We start from the raw sequence: 19,060 nt of genomic DNA, 5'->3' as shown, positions 1-19,060 counted from the left end.
CATTATTACTGGCGGACGTGGTTTTTAGTAAAGCAGGAAAGCCACACCGTCTTATAATCGTGAACTTCCTGATTCCACTCTGCTGATTTGGAAATGATTTATGACGAGGCAACGCCCTTTCGCAATGGATTCAACGCGGGTGCAGATAGCGTGATGAGTACTTCTCCTTTGCTGAGTATCATTACGCCGATGTTCAATGCGGGCAGCATGTTTGATGAGTTCATGCAGTCACTGCTGGCGCAGACGCTGACCTCGCTGGAGATCATCATTGTCGATGACGGTTCAACCGACGGCTCAGGTGAGCGCGCTGACCAGTATGCACAGCAGCACTCTCATATTCGTGTGATTCATCAGGAAAACGGCGGCGTGTCGCGCGCCCGTAACGCTGGTCTGGCGATAGCCCACGGGAAATATGTCACCTTTCCGGATGCAGATGACACCATGCAGCCCGATATGTATCAGACGCTGGTGACGATGGCAGAAGCGGACAATCTGGATGCTGCCCAGTGCAACGCCGAGTGGTTCTTTAAACACAGTCAGCGGGTAAAACCGCTGATTCCGCTGGATCGCCTGCGCAGCACACCGGTACTGAGCGGTGCCGACTGGCTCAATACCGCGCTGAAAACGCATCGTTATATGCATGTGGTCTGGCTGGGCATCTATCGCCGGGAACTGATTGAGCAGCATCATTTACAGTTTGAGCCGGGCCTGCATCATCAGGATATTCCCTGGACCACCGAGTTTATGCTGCTGGCAAAACGCGTGCGGTATACTGAAGCAGTGCTCTATCGCTACTATATGCACGATGCTTCAATCAGCAACCGCAAACGTACCGGCGAGCGTAACGTTGAATATCAGCGTCACTACCTGAAGATTGCGCGGCTGCTTGAAGAGCTCAACACCCGCTATCGTGACCGCGTGAAAATCTACCCGTCGTTTCACTATCAGGTAACCCATGAAGCCCTGAGCGTTTGTCACAGTGTGAGGCGTGAGCCTGATGCCCGCGCACGTCAGGCGATCATTGCCGATCTGTTCACGACCGGGACGCACCTGCGCATGCTACGGAATGCCCGGGGAATTAAGCAGTGGTATCAGCTGCTGTTATGGCTGGCACGGCTCTATCGCTGGCGTGATAAATAACCTTTGAGGCTGGCTTTATCCTAAAAAGGGTTTGCCCTACAATCGGTTCACTGAATTCTGAGAACTCTTGTTTATGGCCAGCCTGACTCCAGCAAACATCTCTCCAAAAAATATATTACTGATTAAGCTGCGCCACCATGGTGACATGCTGCTCACAACGCCCGCCATTAATGCGCTTCGTCAGCGTTACCCGCAGGCCAGCATCGACGTATTGCTCTATCAGGAAACGCGTCCGATGCTGGAAGCGCATCCGGCCATCCGCCATTTGCACGTCATCGATCGCAAATGGAAACAGGAGGGAACCTGGCGCAAGCTGGGCCATGAGCGTGCATTGATTCGCGCCGTACGTGACGCGCATTATGATCTGGTGATTAACCTGGCCGATCAGTGGCGCGCGGCCCTGATTACGCGGTTGTCCGGGGCACCCGTCCGTATCGGTTTTGCGTTCAAAAAACGCGATAACGCCCTGTGGCGCTGGTGTCACAACCGGCTGGTCCCCACACACAATCACAGCAAACTGCATACCGTTGAACAGAACATGTCGGCGCTGGCCCCCCTCGGCATCAGCAGCGATGGCGCACGTGTCTCCATGCACTACAGCGACGCTGATCGGCAAATCGTGCTGGCCCGACTGGCAGAACATCATATTGCCGCGCCCTATATTGTGGTGCAGCCGACTTCGCGCTGGGGCTTTAAATGCTGGGAAGAAGAGAGCGTTGCGGCCACACTTGAGCAGCTGGCGCAACCGGGCCGCAAAGTGGTTCTGACCGCCGGGCCGGACAAACAGGAGCTGGCAATGATTAACCGCATTCGCGCGCGCTGTGCGTCGCCTGACGTGGTTTCGCTGGCGGGTCAGTTCACGCTACCGCAGCTGGCGGCATTGATCGATCATGCCCGGCTGTTTATTGGTGTCGACTCTGCGCCAATGCATATGGCTGCCGCGCTTGAAACACCCTGTATCGCACTTTTTGGTCCGACCAAGCTGCAGCACTGGCGGCCCTGGGGTGATAACAATCATGTTATCTGGGCGGGTGATTATGGCCCGCTGCCCTCACCTGATTCCATCGACACCAAAACTGACCAGCGTTATCTCTCGGCCATTCCGGTAAAGGATGTGGTCGCGGCAGCGAGGAGCTACCTGAATGAGTAAGTTACGGCTGGCGATTGTCCGGCAGAAATATCGTCCGGATGGCGGTGCTGAACGTTTTATCTCACGCGCGCTGGAAGCGCTGGGCAGCGAAAGACTCGATCTCAACATCATTACCCGCAGCTGGCAGGGCACGCCCAATCCAGACTGGCATCTGCATATCTGTAATCCGGCAAAGCTGGGCCGGGTCTCACGTGAGCGCGGTTTTGCCCGGGCAGCACGCGCCTGCTGGGAGCGCGAAAAGTTCGATATTGTACAAAGCCATGAGCGCATCGCCGGCTGTGACATTTTCCGTGCGGGTGATGGCGTGCATCGCGTGTGGCTGGAACAGCGCGCCCGCATCGTCTCATCATGGCAACGGCTGAGTGCTGTGCTTAGTCCTTACCATCGCTATGTTCTGCAGGCGGAAGCGGAGATGTTTAACTCTCCAACGCTGAAAGCGGTGATCTGTAATTCAGAGATGGTTAAGCGCGATATCCTGCGCTGTTTCTCGCTCGACGCCGGAAAAATCCACGTTATTCATAATGCTATCGACGCCAGCCGTTTCCAGCCCGCCACGGAAGCTGCACGTCGCGCCACCCGTCAGCAGCTGGCGCTGCCCGATGCCGCTACCGTACTGATTTATGTCGGCTCCGGCTTTGAACGCAAGGGGTTGAAAGCGGCGATACAGGCGCTGGCTGCCAGCGATCGTTATCTGATTGTGGTGGGTCAGGATAAACAATTACAACGTTACCAGCAGCTGGCAAACCAGCTTCACTGCCTGGACCGCCTGCGCTTTGTCGGCGTACAGCAGGATGTGCAGCCGTTCTATCACGCGGCGGATGGCCTGCTGCTGCCCACGCTCTATGATCCCTTTCCGAATGTGGTGCTGGAGGCGATGGCCTGCGGTTTACCGGTAATTACCAGCACCGGTTGCGGTGGCGCGGAATTTATTACCGCTGGTCAGGAGGGCTTCGTCTGTGATGCCCTGGATATCGATGGATTGAATCAGGCGGTTAATGCAATACCGCCGCTTTCTGTCGATTCACGAATGGGTGACGCAGCGCGGCGCAAAATTGAACCTTATGGTCCACAACAGCTGGCGCAGGCGCTGACTTCGCTTTATCAGCAGGTACTGAGTAGCAACTGACAATCCGGGATGAGTGCATGCGGGGTTTCTGATAACATGCCGCCATCTCATTTTAATCTGTTTTTAGACGCGAACCTGCCGTAACGGTAACTATGACGACCATTTACACCGCATTGCTCTACTTCATTCAGCCACTGATCTGGCTGCGCCTGTGGCTGCGCGGTCGTAAAGCGCCTGCCTATCGCAAACGCTGGGCAGAACGCTATGGCTATTGTGTCGGCAAAGTGAAGCCCGACGGCATTGTGCTGCACTCGGTTTCTGTGGGTGAAACGCTGGCCGCGATTCCGCTGGTGCGCGCACTGCGTCATCGTTACCCCACCCTGCCGATTACCGTCACTACCATGACGCCGACCGGCTCTGAGCGGGCGCAATCTGCTTTTGGCAAAGATGTGCATCACGTCTATCTGCCTTATGATCTGCCAGGTTCGATTAATCGTTTTCTGGATACGGTTAATCCACGGCTGGTGATCATCATGGAAACGGAGCTGTGGCCAAATATTATCCGCATTCTGCACCAGCGTAACATTCCGTTGGTGATCGCCAATGCCCGCCTCTCGGCCCGCTCCGCCAAAGGCTATCGCAAGCTGGGGAAATTCATGCGCCAGCTGTTGCAGAGCATCACGCTGATTGCGGCACAGAATACGGAAGATGGCGACCGCTTCCTGAGTCTGGGCCTGAAACGTTCACAGCTGGCGATTACCGGCAGCCTGAAGTTTGATATTTCTGTGACGCCAGAGCTGGCCGCCAGAGCGGTAACGCTGCGTCGCCAGTGGGCGCCGCGTCGCCCGGTGTGGATCGCCACCAGCACGCACGAAGGCGAAGAGGCCATCGTGCTGGATACCCATCGTCGCCTGCTGCAGACGTTTCCGGATCTGCTGCTGATTCTGGTTCCCCGCCATCCTGAACGCTTTAACGATGCGCGCGAACTGACGCAGGAACGCGGCTTCAGCTTTATCCTGCGCAGCAGCGGTGAGATCCCTTCGGGTTCCACGCAGGTGGTCATCGGCGACTCAATGGGTGAACTGATGCTGCTTTACGGCATCGCCGATCTGGCGTTTGTCGGCGGCAGCCTGGTTGAGCGGGGCGGACATAACCCGCTGGAACCCGCTGCCCATGCGCTTCCGGTGCTGATGGGGCCTCACATCTGGAACTTCAAAGATATCTGCAGTAAGTTGCAGGAAGGCCAGGGTCTGATTACCGTCACCGACGTAATTTCACTGGAAAAAGAGGTCACCAACCTGTTACAGGATGATGATTATCGCCGTTATTACGGACGCCATGCGGTAGACGTACTGCACCAGAACCAGGGTGCGCTTCAGCGTCTGCTACAGTTACTCGAACCGCATCTGCCACCACGGGCCCACTAATGTCAGCACGCCAGCGTCTTTCCGTGGTAATGATCGCCAAAAATGAAGCGGAGCTGTTACCGGATTGTCTGGCCTCAGTCAGCTGGGCCGACGAAATTATTGTGCTGGATTCTGGCAGCAGTGACGACACTGTTGAGATCGCCACGCAGGCCGGGGCGCAGGTCTATCGCAGTGATGACTGGCAAGGCTATGGCATTCAGCGCCAGCGTGCGCAGCACTATGCCACCGGCGATATGATTCTGATGATCGATGCGGATGAGCGCGTTTCACCCGAACTGCGCGCCGCGATTGAGCAGGTTCTGGTCGCCCCACCCAGCCGCACGATTTACAGCCTGGGCCGCAGTAATCTGTTCCTCGGCCGCTTTATGCGCCACAGTGGCTGGTATCCTGACCGCGTGATGCGCCTCTATCCACGCACCTTCCGTTACAATGACAATCTGGTGCATGAATCACTGCAGAGTGACGGTGCGCCGGTGGTGGCGTTGCCTGGCGATCTGGAACATCTGACCTGCCGCGATTTAATCGCCTTTCAGCGTAAGCAGCTGGCCTATGCAGAAGCCTGGGCCACGGAACGTCATCGGCGCGGTAAGCGTTGCGGCCTCTTTTCTGTGTTCAGCCATACGCTGGGCGCGTTTGTGAAAACGTTGCTGCTGCGTGCCGGTTTTCTCGACGGCACACAGGGCTGGATTCTGGCGGTAGTCAACGCGCAATATACCTTCAATAAATATTCAGCCCTCTGGGCGCTGAATCACGCTTCGGCAAAAGGGCGAGTATGACCACTAAAGCCATCTATCCCGGTACGTTTGATCCTGTAACGCTCGGTCATCTCGACATCGTGACGCGGGCAGCGCAGATGTTTGATCAGCTGATTCTGGCCATTGCTGCCAGCCCCAGTAAAAAACCGATGTTCAGCCTGGATGAACGCGTGGCGCTGGCCGGTCAGGTGGTTGCCCATCTGCCGAACGTTGAGGTGGTCGGCTTCAGCGACCTGATGGCGAATTTCGCCCGTGACCAGCAGGCGAATGTGCTGGTCCGTGGCTTGCGTGCGGTGTCAGACTTTGAATATGAAATGCAGCTGGCGCAGATGAATCGTCACCTGCTGCCCACGCTGGAGAGTGTCTTCCTGATGCCGTCTGAAGGCTTCTCGTTTATCTCCTCTTCGCTGGTCAAAGAGGTGGCGCGTCACGGCGGCGATGTTTCCGCCTTTCTGCCCGCGCCGGTGCATCAGGCACTGCTGGCTAAACTGGCTTAATGCTGGCAGCTCGGGCACCAGTAGGTGCTGCGCTGCCCATGCCTGCCGCTGACAATCGGCGTACCGCATGCCCGGCAGGGTTCACCTGCCCGGCCATAAACCTGCAGTTGCTGGGCAAAATAGCCAGGCTTGCCGTCGGTCTGTAAGAAGTCACGCAGCGTAGTACCGCCCTGCTCAATTGAACGTAACAGCACCGCTTTAATAGTGTTGACCAGCAGCTCCGCTTCAGCCTGCGACAGACTTACTGCGGCACGATCGGGAAGGATCCCGGCGGTAAACAGTGACTCGCTGGCGTAAATGTTGCCCACGCCCACCACCACTTTGTTATCCATCAGCCATTGCTTGATGAGCGTCCGCTTGCCGCGTGACTTATCGAACAGGTAAGCCCCGTCAAATGCCTCGCTGAGCGGCTCCGGCCCGAGATGTGCCAGCACGCTGCTGCCCGCCAGATCGCTGCTCCAGAGCCAGGCACCAAAGCGACGCGGGTCGGTGTAGCGCAGTACTTTGCCGTTGCTCATCACTAAATCAACATGGTCATGCTTCGCTGCTGGCAGCTCTTCTGACAGCACGCGCAGGCTGCCCGACATGCCAAGGTGGATAATGATCCAGCCATGCGGCAGTTCCAGCAGCAGATATTTTGCCCGACGCTGCACGCTGAGCACCGGCTGATCGCTCAGCGCCAGGATCTCCTGCGAAACAGGCCAGCGCAGACGTGAATTACGCACCACGGCGTGAAGAATGGTTTCACCAACCAAATGCGGCTCGATACCGCGGCGGCTGGTCTCAACCTCTGGCAACTCTGGCATACCCTCTCCTCAGCGTTTTACACAAACAAAAAACCCGGCCGGAGCCGGGTTTTTAGCAGAACACTAAAATTACTTAATTTTAGCTTCTTTGTAGATCACATGCTGACGTACAACCGGATCGAACTTTTTCAGTTCCAGCTTCTCTGGTTTAGTACGTTTGTTCTTCGTGGTGGTATAGAAGTGACCTGTACCAGCAGAGGAAACCAGCTTGATCTTCTCACGAATACCTTTAGCCATGATTCAGTTCCTTAGTACCTTAGTACTTCTCACCACGGGCACGCATGTCGGATAAAACCGTATCAATGCCCTTTTTATCAATAATGCGCATACCTTTAACAGATACACGCAGAGTAACGAAGCGCTTCTCGCTCTCAACCCAAAAACGGTGTGAGTGCAGGTTCGGAAGGAAACGGCGTTTCGTCGCGTTCATTGCGTGGGAACGGTTGTTACCCGTTACCGGACGCTTTCCAGTTACCTGGCAGACTCGTGACATGTCTATATCTCCAAAAATCAAATCAGCTCGAGCTTTAAAAATTAGGTTTTGGCCGCCTCGTCAGGCTTGCAGCCCGCCAGGCGAGTTCCATGGAACCCGCTAAGCTGGCCTAACCGCCAAACCCGAGATTCTCAAAGGTGGCGTAGTATACGCCGCTCAGCCCAAGTGCTCAAGTCCCGAACAGATAAAGATCCCGAATGATCGGGCAAAAAGCCGCCACCTGGCGTGAAATTTCCCGCTGTCAGAGCCATCCCCGCTCCGCAAAGGAGACATATTCGCCATGACCAATCACCAGATGATCGAGCAGACGGATGTCGAGTAGCTGACAGGCTTCGCTGACTTTATGGGTTACTTCACGGTCTGCACGGCTCGGCTCCGCCATGCCCGACGGGTGATTATGCGCCAGTATCAGGGCGGCGGCATTGAGCTTCAGCGCTTCCCGGACAATCTCGCGGGGGTGAACTTCCACGCTGTTAATGGAACCCGAGAACATATTTTGTGCCCGCAGCACCCGATGCTGATTATCCAGAAACAGTGCCATAAAGATCTCACGCTCCTGATGGGCTAACAGACTTTGCAGATACTGGCGCGTGATTTGTGGATTTTCCATCACGCTTTCGCGCGCCAGCTTACTGGCGAAAAAGCGCTTCGCCAGTTCGGCAATCGCGTGCAGTTGCGCCAGCTTGGCATCGCCGACACCTTTAATTTTGCAAAATGCCGCTTTGTCTGACGTCATGAGCTGATAAAGCGAGCCAAATCCCTCCAGCATCTGCCCGGCCAGTTCAAGGACGTTCTGCCCCGGCGAGCCAGTGCGGAGAAAGATGGCCAGCAGTTCGGTATCGCTGAGCGAATGCGCGCCCAGTTTCTGCAGTTTTTCCCGTGGTCCCTTGATTTTCATCTTTGCTCTCCCTGAGATGAACCTCAGAGTGGCCCATCCTGAAGCATGCCGCTATCAGTGGCGTATCAATCTTCGAGACGGCTCGCAAACGCAGTTGGTGAAAAGGCGCATCCACGCTTTTGTGATAAAGTCCGTGCATTCGCCGCCGCGAGCGGCAGAGAGCTTAGTGAGGCCAACATCATGATGGGATTAGCCGGCAAAAAAATTCTTCTTGGCGTAAGTGGCGGTATTGCCGCTTATAAAGCACCTGAGCTGGTACGTCGCCTGCGCGATCGCGGCGCTGATGTTCGCGTAATGATGACGGAGGGGGCAAAGGCCTTTATTACTCCGCTCAGCCTGCAGGCCGTCTCCGGCTATCCGGTGTTTGACGATCTGCTTGATCCGGCAGCGGAAGCCGCAATGGGTCATATTGAACTGGCAAAGTGGGCCGACCTGATTGTACTGGCACCGGCCACTGCCGACCTGATTGCCCGTATAGCTGCCGGTATGGCAAACGATCTGGTGACCACTGCTGTATTAGCGACGGCCTCACCCGTGGCGGTGGTGCCCGCTATGAATCAGCAGATGTATCGTGCGGCGGTGACCCGGCATAATCTGCAGACGCTGCATGAGCGTGGCGTGCTGATCTGGGGGCCAGACAGCGGCAGCCAGGCCTGCGGCGACGTCGGGCCGGGCCGGATGCTTGATCCGCTGGCGATTGTTGACCATGCGGTGCAGTGGGCTGCACCCGTCAACGATCTGCAACATCTCAACATTATGATAACCGCCGGTCCGACCCGTGAGGCGCTGGATCCGGTGCGCTACATCACGAATCACAGCTCCGGCAAAATGGGTTTTGCGATTGCCGCTGCCGCTGCCAGACGCGGCGCACAGGTCACGCTGGTCAGTGGTCCGGTCAGCCTGGCGGCACCAGCGGGTGTGCAACGCGTTGACGTTACCAGCGCGCTGGAGATGCAGGCCGCCGTCATGAGCGAGATAGCTAAACAACATATTTTCATTGCAAGCGCAGCCGTGGCAGACTACCGGGCAGCCGATATTGCGACCGATAAAATCAAGAAACAGGGCGGCGATGATAACGTCACGCTGAACCTGGTAAAGAATCCCGATATTGTTGCCGGGGTCGCCGCACTTCAGGAAAACCGGCCATTTGTGGTTGGATTTGCTGCTGAAACACAGAATGTGGAAGAATACGCCCGGCAAAAACGGGTGCGCAAGAATCTGGACCTGATCTGCGCTAACGATGTCGCTAAAGCCGGACAGGGATTTAATAGCGACACCAATGCTCTTCACCTTTTTTGGCAGGATGGAGAAAAACGCTTACCGCTCAGCGATAAGTCTCTCCTTGGCCAACAATTAATAGACGAGATTGTCAGCCGTTATGATGAAAAAAATAGACGTTAAAATCCTGGACCCGCGCGTCGGCAAAGAGTTTCCACTGCCGACCTACGCGACTTCAGGTTCCGCTGGGTTAGATTTACGCGCCTGCATTGATGATGTTCTCGACATCGCACCAGGCACCACAACGCTGGTCCCGACCGGCCTGGCGATTCATATTGCCGACCCCGATCTGGCCGCTGTGATCCTGCCGCGCTCAGGTCTTGGCCATAAACACGGCATCGTGCTGGGCAACCTGGTCGGGCTGATTGACTCCGACTATCAGGGACAGCTGATGGTCTCGGTCTGGAATCGCGGACAGGAAAGTTTCTCTCTGCAACCCGGCGATCGCATGGCACAACTGGTCTTTGTACCGGTGGTACAGGCGGAATTTAACCTGGTCGACGATTTCGACGCCAGCCTGCGCGGCGAAGGCGGCTTCGGCCATTCAGGTCGCCAGTAACCCGCATTACCGACTTTCACTTACGCCCGTTATTTTCCTCATCGCCATGGGACGCGTTCCTGTGGCAGATGCGTAGGTGTTGCCTGTTTTTAGGTGAATTTCAGGGGTCTTTAAGGTCATGGCAGAAAAAAAAGTCGCGAAGCGAAACCGTCGCGAAGAGATTTTGCAGGCGCTGGCACAGATGCTGGAGTCGGGTGATGGCAGTCAGCGCATTACCACCGCCAAACTGGCAGCCACGGTAGGCGTTTCCGAAGCGGCGTTGTATCGTCACTTCCCCAGTAAGACACGCATGTTCGATAGCCTGATTGAGTTTATCGAAGACAGTCTGATTACCCGCATCAATCTGATCCTCAAAGATGAAAAAGAGACCATGACGCGTCTGCGTCTGATCGTGCAACTGATTCTGGGATTTGGTGAGCGTAATCCGGGACTGACGCGCATCCTGACCGGCCATGCATTGATGTTTGAGCAGGACCGACTGCAGGGACGCATCAATCAGCTGTTTGAGCGGATTGAAGTGCAGCTGCGACAGGTGATGCGGGAACGGAAAATGCGTGAGGGCGAAGCTTTTCAGGCTGATGAGGCGCTGCTGGCAAGCCAGCTGCTGGCATTCTGTGAAGGTTTACTGTCGCGCTATGTCCGTTCTGAGTTTCGTTTCAGTCCTACCGCAGACTTTGAGGCTCGCTGGCCGCTGATTGTCGCGCAGCTGGCGTAAAGCGTAAAAGAAGGCGGGCATTGCGCCCGCCTCTGTTAAATCCCGTACGCTTTCTGATAGGCACGAACCTGAGCCAGATGATCGGCCATCTCCGGCTTCTCTTCCAGCCAGCTAATCAGATCGGCCAGTGTGATAATCGCGGTCACTTTGCAGCCGTAATCACGTTCCACTTCCTGAATCGCCGACATTTCTCCGCGTCCACGCTCCTGACGATCAAGCGAGACCAGCACGCCTGCCAGAGTAGCGTTGTGCGCGCCGATAATATCCATCGACTCACGAATTGCGGTGCCTGCGGTGATCACATCGTCCACCAGCATCACTTTGCCCTGCAGCGGACTGCCCACCAGCAGGCCACCTTCGCCGTGATCTTTCGCTTCTTTACGGTTAAAGCAGTAAGGCACATCGCGGTCATGATGATCCGCCAGCGCCACCGCCGTGGTGGTCGCAATCGGAATGCCTTTATAGGCCGGACCGAACAGCAGATCGAAGTCGACAGCGCCATCCACCAGCGCCTGCGCGTAGAAGCGTCCCAGCAGCGCTAAATCCCGTCCGCTGTTGAACAGACCGGCATTAAAGAAATAGGGGCTTTTACGCCCTGACTTCAAAGTGAACTCACCGAACTTCAGCACCTGCTTGTTCAGGGCGAATTCAATAAACTGACGCTGCCAGGCTTTCATTTCTCACTCCTCAAATAAAGAAAAGGCGACCCTGAGGTCGCCTGTTACATCAATTTTCCAGCGCTGCTTTCTGCGCCTGAATCAATTCCTCAATGCCGCCGCGTGCCAGCGCCAGTAACGTCAGCAGCTCTTCATGGCTAAACGGTTCGCCCTCGGCAGTGCCCTGCACCTCGATCATGCGACCATCTTCCATCATCACGACGTTCATGTCGGTTTCTGCCGCGGAGTCCTCAACGTACTCCAGATCGCACAGTGCTTCGCCTTTAACGATACCTACTGAAATCGCCGCGACCATGCCCTTCATCGGATTGGCTTTCAGCTTGCCGCTGGCTACCAGCTTGTTCAGCGCATCAGCCAGCGCCACACAGGCACCGGTGATTGAGGCGGTACGGGTGCCGCCATCGGCCTGAATTACGTCACAGTCGAGCGTAATGGTAAATTCACCCAGCGCTTTAAGATCAACTGCGGCACGCAGTGAACGGGCGATCAGACGCTGAATTTCCAGCGTACGTCCACCCTGCTTGCCTTTTGCGGCTTCACGCGCCATACGGCTGTGGGTTGAACGCGGCAGCATGCCATATTCAGCCGTGACCCAGCCCTGGCCCTGGCCTTTAAGGAAACGCGGAACCCCTTCGTCTACGGAGGCAGTGCAAAGCACTTTCGTTTCGCCGAATTCCACCAGAACGGAACCCTCTGCGTGTTTGGTGTAATTGCGGGTCAATGTGACTGGACGCACCTGTTGTGCGCTACGGCCTGCTGGACGCATGGGTATTCTCCGGCTTGCTAATGATTGGCTGCGCATTATACGGACTTCCTTGCCCGCTGTCTCTTGCGCCGGTCTGACGCAGGCATCAGATGAAATTCCCTGCCAGCTGTGGCTAAATGCGCTTTCCTTTCTCTCTGATAAAAAAAGACATATGGCCGCCATTCTTCATTTCCTGCTGGCGCTGGTGGTGATTTTTGCCCTTGCGCTGCTGGTCAGTCATGACCGTAAACAGATTCGCCTGCGCTTTATTGTTCAACTGATTGTGGCAGAAGCCGCGCTGGGTTGGTTCTTCCTTCACTCTGCCGGGGGGCTGGCGCTGGTCGGCTCGTTTGCGGGATTCTTTGAGACGCTGCTGGGCTTTGCCGCACAGGGTACAGAATTCGTGTTTGGCGGAATGAGCAAACAGGGGCTGGCATTTATCTTCCTTGGCGTACTCTGCCCGATTGTCTTTATTTCCGCACTGATCGGCATATTGCAGCACTGGCGCATCCTGCCGCTGCTGATCCGTATTTTCGGGACGCTGCTGTCGAAAATTAATGGCATGGGCAAACTGGAGTCGTTTAACGCCGTCAGCACGCTGATTCTGGGTCAGTCGGAAAACTTCATCGCCTATAAAGGGATTCTGGGTGATATCCCGCCGCGTCGGCTCTACACCATGGCAGCGACCGCTATGTCCACCGTTTCGCTGTCGATTGTCGGTGCTTATATGTCGATGATTGAACCGAAGTATGTGGTTGCCGCACTGCTGCTTAACATGTTCAGCACCTTTATTATCCTGTCGATCATCAACCCGATGAAAAGCCAGGATGAGCAGCCTATCGCGCTGGAAAAGCTGCATGAAGAGCAGAGCTTCTTTGAAATGCTGGGCGAGTACATCCTGGCTGGTTTCAAAGTGGCGATGATCATTCTGGCGATGCTGATTGGCTTTATTGCCCTGATTGCTGCCGTGAATGCCGTGTTTGCGGCGGTCTTTGGCTATAGCTTCCAGCAACTGCTCGGCTACCTGTTCTATCCTCTGGCATGGCTGATCGGCATTCCCAAAGCGGATGCCCTGCAGGCGGCCAGCATCATGGCGACCAAGCTGGTGGCAAATGAGTTTGTGGCGATGATTGAGCTGCAGAAAGTCGCGGCGGGCATGAGTGCGCGCGGGCTGGGTATTCTGTCTGTGTTCCTGGTCTCCTTTGCTAACTTTGCCTCGATCGGCATTGTGGCGGGTGCCATAAAAGGCCTGAACGAAAAACAGGGGAATGTGGTTTCCCGGTTTGGCTGGAAGCTGGTCTATGGCTCCACGCTGGTGAGCCTGCTCTCTGCAGCTTTTGCCGGTCTGTTTATCTGACTATTCCGCGGGCGGCCTCGCTGCCGCCCGCGTTTATTCTAGAATCCGACGCAGACGGGTGCATCTACCCGCATCACCGACTCCTGAGCAAAGCGTTTCTTATAGAGTGTGCGTAGCGCCTCAATATCCTGATTGGTGGCAGGATCGATACCGTGGATCAGCATCAGCGCTTTACTGTTCTCCCGTGCCAGTTTGCCGTTCTCGCCCAGCCATTGCCCTTTAGCGTCATAAATCGACAGTCCCGCTTTGAAGCGTGGCGTGACCTCATTGTCCACAAAGTTCATCCAGTCGAGTGAACTCACCCTGCCGCCATCTGGCTTGCTTAGTCCAAACCACAGCGTGGTCTGCATCATCATGTCGCCACCCGCACAGATGGGTTGCGGTTTCGTGGGCGGCGCATGGCGCGTCTGGCAACCCGCCAGCAACAGAGCCATCACAACAGGAAGGGCAATAACGCGTGACATAGATCGGTCATCCTCACAAGGGGTCAGTGGTCATCATAAGTGGCTCTCGCGGAAAGCGGAAATGGTTCGTTATTTTCCGGTGAGACGCTTATGCCTGTTATGCCGTGGCTCGCCTCGCTATACTTCACCCATCTTTCCGCAAATGAGTACCGCTTATGATCCGCAGTATGACCGCTTATGCCCGCAGCGAAGCCAAAGGCGAATGGGGCAGCGCCGCCTGGGAGCTGCGTTCTGTTAACCAGCGTTATCTGGAAACCTACATCCGTCTGCCGGAACAGTTTCGTGGGCTGGAGCCGGTTATCCGCGAACGCATTCGCCAGCGTCTGACGCGCGGTAAAATTGAGTGCAACCTGCGTTTTGATGCCGACCCCAGCGCGCAGGGCGAGCTGATGCTCAATGAAACGCTGGCGAAACAGCTGGTGCAGGCGGCCAACTGGGTGAAAATGCAGAGCGATGAAGGCGCGATTAATCCGCTGGATATCCTGCGCTGGCCCGGTGTGATGTCTGCACAGGAGCAGGATCTGGATGCCATTAACACGCAGTTGTTGAAGGCGCTGGATAGTGCGCTGGATGATTTTATTGCGGCACGCGAAAGCGAAGGCACCGCATTGAAAGCGATGATTGAGCAGCGTCTGGAAGGGGTTTCGCAGGAAGTCAGCAAAGTGCGGGCGCAGATGCCTGAAGTCATCAAATGGCAGCGTGAGCGTCTGGTCGCCAAACTGGAAGATGCTGAAGTCCAGCTGGAAAACAATCGCCTGGAGCAGGAACTGGTGATGATGGCGCAGCGTGTTGACGTCTCCGAAGAGCTGGATCGCCTGGATGCGCACGTTAAAGAGACCTACAACATCCTGAAAAAGAAAGAAGCGGTTGGCCGTCGGCTCGATTTCATGATGCAGGAGTTCAATCGTGAATCGAATACGCTGGCATCGAAGTCGATCAACGCCGACATCACCACTTCTGCTATCGAACTGAAAGTGCTGATTGAACAGATGCGCGAGCAGATTCAGAATATTGAGTAAGATCTTTTCCTCAGGTCTGAGATGAAGCGTCAGCGATGGCGCTTTGTTCATTTTCTGAGTAATGACCTCTCTTCTGCATCAGCGTGCAGGGTGTTCTAAGCGTGTGGCTGGCCTCATTATTACGTAAAGATGGATAAATAATTATTTCCGGACTCTTCTGTAATGCGTGTCTGTCACGTTTTCCTTATCAGGCCTGTCTTTTTTAATCTTCTGAATTTAATATCTTTTTTCTGTTGCGAACCCTTTTTTCGCACCCGAAACGCTGGCTCCATGAAACAGGTCAATCCTGTAGAGTCAGTAGTTTCCCTTTCTTTGAAGGCACTTTTTGATAAAGTGCTGGTCGAAATCAGTACAGCTGTAGCGCCTGGAGACTTTATGGAAGTGTTCTTTATGCGATGCATCCATTTATCTCATGAAGGTTTTAATGAAAAACACCGGAAAATTTAGCAGCTCGCTGCTGCATCCGCGTTATTGGTTTACCTGGTTTGGTCTTGGTGTACTCTGGCTTCTGGTCCAGCTTCCCTATCCTGTTCTTATGCGTCTCGGTGCCGGTGCGGGCAAAATTTCCCGCCATTTTCTGCAGCGCCGTGAGCGAATCACCCGTCGTAACATTGAGCTCTGTTTTCCTGGCATCAGTGAAGAAAAAACAGAACATATGATCGCCGGTAATTTTGCGTCGTTAGGCATGGCGCTGGCTGAAACCGGTATTGCCTGGTTCTGGTCTGACCGTGCGGTTAAACGTCTGTTTAAAGTGTCAGGTATGGATAATCTCCACGCTGCGCAGAATGAAAAGCGCGGTGTGATGCTGATTGGTGTGCATTTCATGTCACTGGAGCTGGGCGGCCGCATCAGCGGTCTCTGTCAGCCGATGATGGCGATGTACCGTCCGCACAACAATCAGGCAATGGAATATGTGCAGACCAAAGGCCGGATGCGCTCAAACAAAGCGATGATCGACCGCCGCGATCTGCGCGGCATGGTTAATGCTCTGAAACAGGGTGAATCGGTCTGGTTTGCACCAGACCAGGATTACGGCCCGAAAGGCAGCACCTTTGCGCCGCTGTTTGCGGTAGAAAAAGCGGCCACCACCAACGGCACTTTTGTGCTGTCGCGTCTGGCGAAGCCGGCGATGGTGCCGATTATGCTGATTCGTAATGCAGATAATGATGGCTATCATCTGATCATTGAGCCGATGCTGGAAAATTATCCTCACACGGACGAGGCTGCTGCTGCAGCCTATATGAATAAAGTGATCGAGAATCAGATTCTGCGCGCACCGGAACAATACCTCTGGCTGCATCGCCGATTCAAAACCCGACCGCCGGGTGAACAGTCACTCTACGTCTGAGTAACCGGATAAAGCAGGCACCGCGCCTGCTTTTTTATTCTGCTAATCCACGCCTGCTTAGTATCCTCTCCGGTTTGTCCGTGTACAGCATGCTCTATCCCGGGTTAACACCCACTTTAATTTTTGCTGTTCAGCGCCTCCTCCACAGCCACCAGGCTGGTATCAGAAAGTTAATTAAGGAATGATGAATCCTCTTACCTCGTTAAAGCCGGATAATCTTATGGATATCAACGATACACAGCAGTGGCAAAGGCCGCTGATCGATGACCGCCTTACGCCCTATATTGAAGTGGATGCAGAGCGCCTGGAGCAGAATCTGCAGCATATGCAGCGCAAAGCCAGTGCGGCAGGCGTCGCATTGCGTCCGCATATCAAAACACATAAAAGCGTCTGGATTGCTCAGCGTCAGCTTGAATATGGTGCTCAGGGTGTCACGGTCTCTAAACCCAGCGAAGGTATCAGCTTTATTAAGGGGGGCGTTCGCGATCTGCTTTTAGCCTATCCGGTTGTGCAACCGCAAAGCGTGGCTGAGTTGCTGCGTCTCGCCGTGCTTCATCAGGCAAAACTTACCCTGATTGCGGACAGGCTGCAGGGTGTGGCAGCGATTGCGGATGCGTGGCAGCAACAACCAGACTGCGAGCTGGCGGTGGCGATTAAGGTGGATGTTGGATTACACCGGATTGGTGTTAGTCCTGATAGTGATGACGCCGTGCTGATTGCTCAGGCGCTGCGGGACAGAGGCGTACGCTTTGCCGGATTAGTGTCGCATGCCGGCCACGCTTATGGTGCCGGTAATGCTGCGGCTATTGTTGATGTTGCCAGGCAGGAAACGGTATTGATGCAGCAGCTTCAGGCAAAACTGCAGGCTGCGGGATTTACCGACTGCCCGCTCTCTGTGGGGTCAACGCCTACGGCCCTGGCAGCCGAGGTTGCGCCCTGCATCAGTGAAATCCGGCCCGGCAACTATGCACTGCTGGACCTTACCGCCTGTCGCCTCGGGCTAAGTTACGTCGATCAGCTGGCAATGAGCGTCATTACACGTGTGGTAGCGGTAAACGAGCATTTCGCAATTGTGGATGCCGGATCGAAAATGCTGAGTTCAGATAAAGGGCCACACGGCACCAATGCCAGCGGCTTTGGTGTTGCAGCCGACGAAGCGGGCCACACGTATGAGGTGACAAAGTTATCTGAGGAGCATGGTTTTCTGCTTTATCAGGATCGCCGTCCTGAAGTCGGCATGCTGCTTCGTATCTTTCCGAATCACAGCTGCGCAGTGATGGCACAGTCGGATGGCTTTGTTCTGCGTCGCGCCAGTGGGCATAGCGAAGAGCACGCAGTTTCTGCACGCGGCAATTTTATCTGAGTCAGCGGCAGACAGCCTCATCCGTTGTCTGCCGTTTGTACGAAACCCTCTCAACACCACACTTCTGCTGTTACAACGTATTAACGAGCCTGACCCCATGCTTTAATGCTTTTTTAGCTTATCCTCCGGAGGTTATATGCTCTCCTCGCGCACGCTGAGCCTGACAATTCCGCGTCACTGGTTAGATCTTTATGAAACCATCTGGAAGCCGGAATTTTTTCCAAAGTGGGCGTCCGGGCTGACGAATAGTGCATTAGAACCTGATGGCAATCGCTGGCGTGCTAAAGGCCCTCAGGGAAATGTAAAGCTCCGGTTCTCGCCACATAATCCGTTTGGCGTAATGGATCACTGGCTTGATAGTGGGTCAGGAAAGGAAATCTATGTGCCGATGCGCGTGATAGCCAACGAGCAGGGTGCCGAGGTGATGGTGACGGTTTACCGCCAGCCATTTACTTCAGATGAGAGATTTAAGCAGGATATTGAATGGGTTAGCAACGATCTTGAGAAGCTTAACCAGCTTCTGACACAGTAAATCAATGACTTAGCTCGATTTTTTCTCTGTACTTATCACTGGCTGTTTATGAAAAAAAACAGAAAAACTTCCGATGATAAAGCATAAAGCGTTTATCTGATTGCATGCCTCTTTTACACATTTATCACCAACCCTGCTTAAGCATTGTTGCCAGGAAAATTCCTGGCAACATCCCCCGACAGGCTGGCGATCTTCCCTGATTACAGGCCTCTTCATCTTCTGCACGAACACTTTCTCTCTGACGTATACATTAATCATCAACAATCGTTTATTACTGCCCTGCTGGGGATTTAATATTTATCATGCATAGAGTGAAACCATTTATTTCTGCGGTCGCGTAATCAGACTTTTCTTATGGTGTTAAATTAAATAAAACAATGTATAAATCATTCCACACACAGCAATACCCATAATGATAAAGCAGGAAAAGTCATGGACCGCTCTGCGTATCCTTTGTTATCAGAAAAAGAATTCGTTGAGATTGCCGCAAGGATGCTGGCAGGAGAATATAAAACTACAACAGGATTTATTCGTGATCTGGCGGAATTCTTATTAGCTGTAGGGGATTCCGCCATGACACGAAACAGAGAATTTACCAGGGATATCTATTTTTTATCCGAGCACCATTTGATTGAATCCATAATAACATGGCAAGCCTGGAAAGGTATTTCAGGACTCCGGCCAGAAAAATTGCACTAACTAACGGTGTGACAGCAACTTCTCATTGCTGTTACACAACGATTTAATTCTCACAGAGTCAATGAACTCTAA

General features: G+C 54.4%; 22 protein-coding genes. 15 read left to right on the top strand and 7 right to left on the bottom strand.

The features are described from left to right. Positions 1–93 precede the first annotated feature (93 nt). The 6 genes from K6R05_RS00640 (at position 94) to coaD (ending at position 6,035) form a co-directional block, all read left to right on the top strand. The gene (locus tag K6R05_RS00640) at positions 94–1,140 is read left to right on the top strand and encodes a glycosyltransferase (RefSeq protein WP_309568526.1); all 1,047 of its coding nucleotides are present in this window, start codon (positions 94–96) and stop codon (positions 1,138–1,140) included. Positions 1,141–1,213: 73 nt separating this feature from the next. Continuing rightward, positions 1,214–2,290, top strand: coding sequence for a putative lipopolysaccharide heptosyltransferase III (gene rfaQ, locus K6R05_RS00635; protein ID WP_161732955.1), 1,077 nt, complete (start codon positions 1,214–1,216; stop codon positions 2,288–2,290). Next, the gene (locus tag K6R05_RS00630; RefSeq protein ID WP_222924830.1) at positions 2,283–3,416 is read left to right on the top strand and encodes a glycosyltransferase family 4 protein; all 1,134 of its coding nucleotides are present in this window, start codon (positions 2,283–2,285) and stop codon (positions 3,414–3,416) included. Before rfaQ ends, K6R05_RS00630 begins: the two co-directional genes overlap by 8 nt. A gap of 92 nt (positions 3,417–3,508) precedes the next feature. Continuing rightward, complete coding sequence (gene waaA, locus K6R05_RS00625) at positions 3,509–4,783, top strand: lipid IV(A) 3-deoxy-D-manno-octulosonic acid transferase (RefSeq protein WP_013359504.1); 1,275 nt, start codon at positions 3,509–3,511, stop codon at positions 4,781–4,783. Then, entirely contained in the window at positions 4,783–5,559 is a 777-nt protein-coding gene (locus tag K6R05_RS00620; protein WP_222924829.1) for a glycosyltransferase family 2 protein, read from the top strand. The genes waaA and K6R05_RS00620 overlap by 1 nt, the downstream gene beginning before the upstream one ends. Further along, positions 5,556–6,035, top strand: coding sequence for a pantetheine-phosphate adenylyltransferase (gene coaD / locus K6R05_RS00615; protein ID WP_161732949.1), 480 nt, complete (start codon positions 5,556–5,558; stop codon positions 6,033–6,035). The genes K6R05_RS00620 and coaD overlap by 4 nt, the downstream gene beginning before the upstream one ends. Here the strand turns inward: coaD and mutM are convergent. The 4 genes from mutM to radC all read right to left on the bottom strand — a co-directional run bounded on the left by mutM (position 6,032) and on the right by radC (position 8,232). Beyond that, positions 6,032–6,841 carry a bifunctional DNA-formamidopyrimidine glycosylase/DNA-(apurinic or apyrimidinic site) lyase gene (gene mutM / locus K6R05_RS00610; RefSeq protein ID WP_161732947.1) on the bottom strand — a complete coding sequence of 270 codons (810 nt, stop codon included), beginning with the start codon at positions 6,839–6,841 and terminating at the stop codon, positions 6,032–6,034. The two genes, coaD and mutM, sit on opposite strands and share 4 nt — an antisense overlap. Positions 6,842–6,910: 69 nt before the next feature. After that, the gene (gene rpmG, locus K6R05_RS00605; RefSeq protein WP_001051798.1) at positions 6,911–7,078 is read right to left on the bottom strand and encodes a 50S ribosomal protein L33; all 168 of its coding nucleotides are present in this window, start codon (positions 7,076–7,078) and stop codon (positions 6,911–6,913) included. A 19-nt stretch (positions 7,079–7,097) separates the two neighbouring features. After that, entirely contained in the window at positions 7,098–7,334 is a 237-nt protein-coding gene (gene rpmB, locus K6R05_RS00600; RefSeq protein ID WP_013359508.1) for a 50S ribosomal protein L28, read from the bottom strand. 241 nt (positions 7,335–7,575) lie between these two features. Next, positions 7,576–8,232, bottom strand: coding sequence for a RadC family protein (gene radC, locus K6R05_RS00595; protein ID WP_161732945.1), 657 nt, complete (start codon positions 8,230–8,232; stop codon positions 7,576–7,578). Positions 8,233–8,412: 180 nt separating this feature from the next. Between radC and coaBC the strand changes: the two genes are divergently transcribed. From coaBC to slmA, 3 genes are all read left to right on the top strand, one after another. Further along, positions 8,413–9,633 (top strand): bifunctional phosphopantothenoylcysteine decarboxylase/phosphopantothenate--cysteine ligase CoaBC, encoded by a 1,221-nt coding sequence (gene coaBC, locus K6R05_RS00590; RefSeq protein WP_222924828.1) that lies wholly within the window; start codon positions 8,413–8,415, stop codon positions 9,631–9,633. Beyond that, positions 9,611–10,069, top strand: coding sequence for a dUTP diphosphatase (dut, locus tag K6R05_RS00585; RefSeq protein WP_161732941.1), 459 nt, complete (start codon positions 9,611–9,613; stop codon positions 10,067–10,069). The genes coaBC and dut overlap by 23 nt, the downstream gene beginning before the upstream one ends. Positions 10,070–10,187: 118 nt before the next feature. Beyond that, positions 10,188–10,784 carry a nucleoid occlusion factor SlmA gene (gene slmA / locus K6R05_RS00580; RefSeq protein WP_222924827.1) on the top strand — a complete coding sequence of 199 codons (597 nt, stop codon included), beginning with the start codon at positions 10,188–10,190 and terminating at the stop codon, positions 10,782–10,784. A 35-nt stretch (positions 10,785–10,819) separates the two neighbouring features. Here slmA and pyrE read toward each other — a convergent pair whose 3' ends face one another. Further along, positions 10,820–11,461, bottom strand: coding sequence for an orotate phosphoribosyltransferase (gene pyrE, locus K6R05_RS00575; RefSeq protein WP_003851333.1), 642 nt, complete (start codon positions 11,459–11,461; stop codon positions 10,820–10,822). A 49-nt stretch (positions 11,462–11,510) separates the two neighbouring features. After that, complete coding sequence (gene rph / locus K6R05_RS00570) at positions 11,511–12,227, bottom strand: ribonuclease PH (protein ID WP_003851334.1); 717 nt, start codon at positions 12,225–12,227, stop codon at positions 11,511–11,513. Between the two features lie 151 nt (positions 12,228–12,378). On the opposite strand from rph, the gene K6R05_RS00565 reads away from it, so the two are divergent. After that, entirely contained in the window at positions 12,379–13,563 is a 1,185-nt protein-coding gene (locus tag K6R05_RS00565; protein ID WP_150013916.1) for a NupC/NupG family nucleoside CNT transporter, read from the top strand. A gap of 38 nt (positions 13,564–13,601) precedes the next feature. On the opposite strand, the gene K6R05_RS00560 is transcribed toward K6R05_RS00565, so the two are convergent. Continuing rightward, the gene (locus K6R05_RS00560; RefSeq protein ID WP_161732939.1) at positions 13,602–14,027 is read right to left on the bottom strand and encodes a DUF3574 domain-containing protein; all 426 of its coding nucleotides are present in this window, start codon (positions 14,025–14,027) and stop codon (positions 13,602–13,604) included. Positions 14,028–14,182: 155 nt separating this feature from the next. On the opposite strand from K6R05_RS00560, the gene K6R05_RS00555 reads away from it, so the two are divergent. From K6R05_RS00555 to K6R05_RS00535, 5 genes are all read left to right on the top strand, one after another. Continuing rightward, complete coding sequence (locus K6R05_RS00555; protein ID WP_161732937.1) at positions 14,183–15,046, top strand: YicC/YloC family endoribonuclease; 864 nt, start codon at positions 14,183–14,185, stop codon at positions 15,044–15,046. Between the two features lie 424 nt (positions 15,047–15,470). Then, on the top strand, positions 15,471–16,394 hold the full coding sequence (gene lpxP, locus K6R05_RS00550) for a kdo(2)-lipid IV(A) palmitoleoyltransferase (protein WP_033734527.1): 924 nt from the start codon (positions 15,471–15,473) through the stop codon (positions 16,392–16,394). Positions 16,395–16,614: 220 nt separating this feature from the next. Beyond that, a complete protein-coding gene (locus K6R05_RS00545; protein WP_222924826.1) occupies positions 16,615–17,757 on the top strand; it encodes an alanine racemase in 1,143 nt (380 codons plus the stop codon). A gap of 136 nt (positions 17,758–17,893) precedes the next feature. Then, positions 17,894–18,289, top strand: coding sequence for a polyketide cyclase (locus tag K6R05_RS00540; protein WP_222924825.1), 396 nt, complete (start codon positions 17,894–17,896; stop codon positions 18,287–18,289). Between the two features lie 432 nt (positions 18,290–18,721). Further along, on the top strand, positions 18,722–18,988 hold the full coding sequence (locus K6R05_RS00535; protein WP_222924824.1) for a hypothetical protein: 267 nt from the start codon (positions 18,722–18,724) through the stop codon (positions 18,986–18,988). Positions 18,989–19,060 lie beyond the last annotated feature (72 nt).

The organism is Pantoea alfalfae (assembly GCF_019880205.1).
Lineage (GTDB): Bacteria > Pseudomonadota > Gammaproteobacteria > Enterobacterales > Enterobacteriaceae > Pantoea > Pantoea alfalfae.
This window is presented reverse-complemented; position numbering and strand designations above follow the sequence as displayed.